At 61.4% G+C, this 2,918-nt stretch carries 3 protein-coding genes; all 3 read right to left on the minus strand.

Features of this window, described 5'->3' with window-relative positions; translation table 11 throughout:
* Window positions 1-908: peptide ABC transporter ATP-binding protein (locus G113_RS19620; protein ID WP_005911938.1), on the minus strand; the 908-nt coding region annotated here is incomplete at its 3' end.
* A 70-nt stretch (window positions 909-978) separates the two neighbouring features.
* On the minus strand, window positions 979-1,872 hold the full coding sequence (locus G113_RS19625) for an ABC transporter permease subunit (RefSeq protein ID WP_005911941.1): 894 nt from the start codon (window positions 1,870-1,872) through the stop codon (window positions 979-981).
* Window positions 1,856-2,815 (minus strand): ABC transporter permease, encoded by a 960-nt coding sequence (locus tag G113_RS19630; RefSeq protein ID WP_005911944.1) that lies wholly within the window; start codon window positions 2,813-2,815, stop codon window positions 1,856-1,858. Before G113_RS19630 ends, G113_RS19625 begins: the two co-directional genes overlap by 17 nt.
* Window positions 2,816-2,918: the final 103 nt, after the last annotated feature.

Here is a 2,918-nt window from a genome sequence, read left to right on the forward strand (position 1 = left end):
TTCTGGGCGTGAGGGCAACGTGGCCCGAGTCGACAGCCGATAGGCAAGTGCTGCAAGGGGGGGATAACCCCGGGCAAGGTCTCGAGCCTGGACTTGTGGCGTACCAGCTTGTCAAAATCCGGGATCGACTGGAGCAGGGCATGGGTATAGGGGTGATGGGGCGAACCCAGGATCTGCTCTCGAGTGCCCACTTCCACCATCTGGCCGCAATACATGACGTTGATGTTGTCGGTCAGATTGGCGATGGCGGCGATGTCGTTGCTGATGATGAGAATGGTGGTGTTGCCCAGTTTGTTCATCTTGTCGAGCAGACGCAAGATCTGGGACTGGGTGGTGGACTCCATGGCGCTGGTGGGTTCATCCGCCACCAGCAGTCGCGGCTGGTTGGCAATTGCCATGGCGATCATCACCTTCTGGCACATGCCATCCGACAATTCATGGGGATAGGCCCGCATCACCTTGCGGTGATCTTTCACGCCCACTCTGTGCAGCAGGGCGATGGCCTGCTTCTTGCGCCACTGGAAACTCTGCCAGAGCTTGCCCTTGAAGGCGGTCGTGGGAATGGCGGATTCCAGCTGGGTGCCTATCACTTCCGACGGGTCCAGGCAGCTGGTGGGGTCCTGGAAGATCATGGCTATCTCGCGACCCATGATGCGGCGCCGCTCTCTGGGCTCCATGGTCAGCAGATCCATGTCATTGAAGCGCATCCGGTCGGCCCGCACCGTCCAGTTATCCTTCTGGATACCGACGATCACCTTGGCCACCAGGCTCTTGCCCGAGCCGGACTCTCCCACCAGACCGCGGATCTCACCCTCGCTCAGGGTCAGGCTCACCTTGTCCACCGCCTTGACCTTGCCCTGTGGGGTGTCGATTTCGATGGTGAGGTTGCGTATATCGAGCAGCGGCATCAGGCATCTCCTCTTGTGAGAGCTTCACGCATGGCAATGCCGAGGTTGCGAACATCATCCGTCACGCCCATCAGTCATTCCCCTCTTTGAGTGCTTCTCTTATCCCTTCACCGACCAGATTGGTGACCAGCACGCTGAACAGGATGGCCACCCCTGGCAGCGTGACTGTCCAGGGCGCCAGATAGATGAGATCGCTCGAGTCGGCCAGCATGGTTCCCCACTCCGGTTGTGGGGACTGGGCACCGAGGCCGAGAAAGCCGACTGCCGAGATATCCAGTATGGCCGCCGACAGGGTGCGGGTGGTCTGGGCCACCAGGGTCTCGACGATGTTGGGCAGCACGGCCAGTCGCATGATGCGCCAGGGAGGCGAGCCGTCGAGGCGGCTGGCGATGATGTACTCCTTCTGCATCTCGGTATGCACGGCGTTATAGGTGGCGCGAATGAAGGGCGGGATCAAGGCGAGGGTGATGGCGATCAGGGTATTGCCAAGGCCGGGTCCCAGGATGGCCACCATGATGATGACCATCAGCAGTGAAGGGATGGAGAGCAGGGTATCGAGCAGATGGTGCAGCACGCTCGATTTGAGCCCGCGGCTCATGCCGGCCAGCATACCGATCAGGGTGCCGATCACCATGGCGATCGCCACCACACCCAGGGCATAACCGAAGGTGAGCCGGGCGCCGACCACCAGTCGCGACAGCATGTCGCGGCCCAGATCATCGGTGCCGAGGAAATAGTCGATATTGCCGCTGTTGGCCCAGGAGGGAGCCAGCAGCAGGTGCTCGCTGTGCTGTTCATCGATGCCATAAGGGACCAGCAACGGGCCTATCAGGGTAAGCAACAGCAGGGCGACAAAACACCAGAGCCCGGCCATGGCCAGCGGATTGCGACGATAGGCCGCCCAAGTCTGCTCCAGGGGAGAGAGGATGCGCAGCTCGGGGTAGAGATTATCCTTGTCTTGCATACAACTCCTTGCGCCGCGCCGGATAGATGAGCGTGGTCAGCAGGTCGGTACTGACACTGATGAAGATGACGAAACCGGCAACCACCAGGGTGGCGCCGCGGATGGCAGCATAGTCCTGCAGGGCGATGCTGTTGATGAGCCAGCGGCCTATGCCGTGCCACTCGAATACTACTTCGGTGATCATGGCGGAGGTGAGCACGCTGCCGAGCTGCAGACCGAGCAGGGGCAGCACGGGGGGCAGGGCGTTTTTCAGGCCATGGCGCCAGACTATCTGACGGCGGGAGAGGCCGCGGCTGGCAGCGGCCTTGATATAGTTCTGCTTCATCACGTCGATGAGCGAACTGCGCACGTGACGGATCACCTCGGTGGTGGGTACCACGGCCAGGACCAGAGAGGGCAGTATCATGTGGCGCAGGGCGTCGTGCAGCGCGGCTTCCCGCCAGGGCTCCTTGCTTAGCAAGACATCGACCAGGGCCACCCCTGTGATGGCGGGCACGTCATAGAGCAGACTGAGCTGGCCGGAGGCGGGCAGCCAGCCGAGATCCAGGGAGAAGAACATCACCACCAGCAGCGCCAGCCAGAACACGGGCACCGCATAGCCGATGAGGCCGGCGGTCATGATGCTCATATCCAGGCCACGGCCCTGATAGAGGGCCGCCAGGGTGCCCAGGGGAATGCCGATGCACAAGGAGATGGCAAACGCGGCGACGCACAGGCTCAAGGTTGCCGGGAAGTAGTGGCGGATCTCATCGAACACCGGGCGGCCCGAGACGCTGGATATACCCAGATCCCCTTCGAAGATATGGCGCAGGAAGTCGGGGTAGCCACCCCAGAAGCTCGGCTGCTGTCCGAGCAGGCGATAATCGAGCAGATAGGCGACCACCGTCAGTGCCAGCAGGGTGATGAGCAGCAGACTGATACGACGCAATATGTAAAGCAGCATGCTAGCGCCCCTGCGACTGGATTAAGACGTCGCCCCCTTGGGGACGAATGACCACGCCATTGCTGTCAGCAGACAGGCCGAGGTTGGCCATGGCAGATATGAT

Origin of the sequence: Aeromonas molluscorum 848, assembly GCF_000388115.1 — a bacterium.
GTDB classification, from domain to species: domain Bacteria; phylum Pseudomonadota; class Gammaproteobacteria; order Enterobacterales; family Aeromonadaceae; genus Aeromonas; species Aeromonas molluscorum.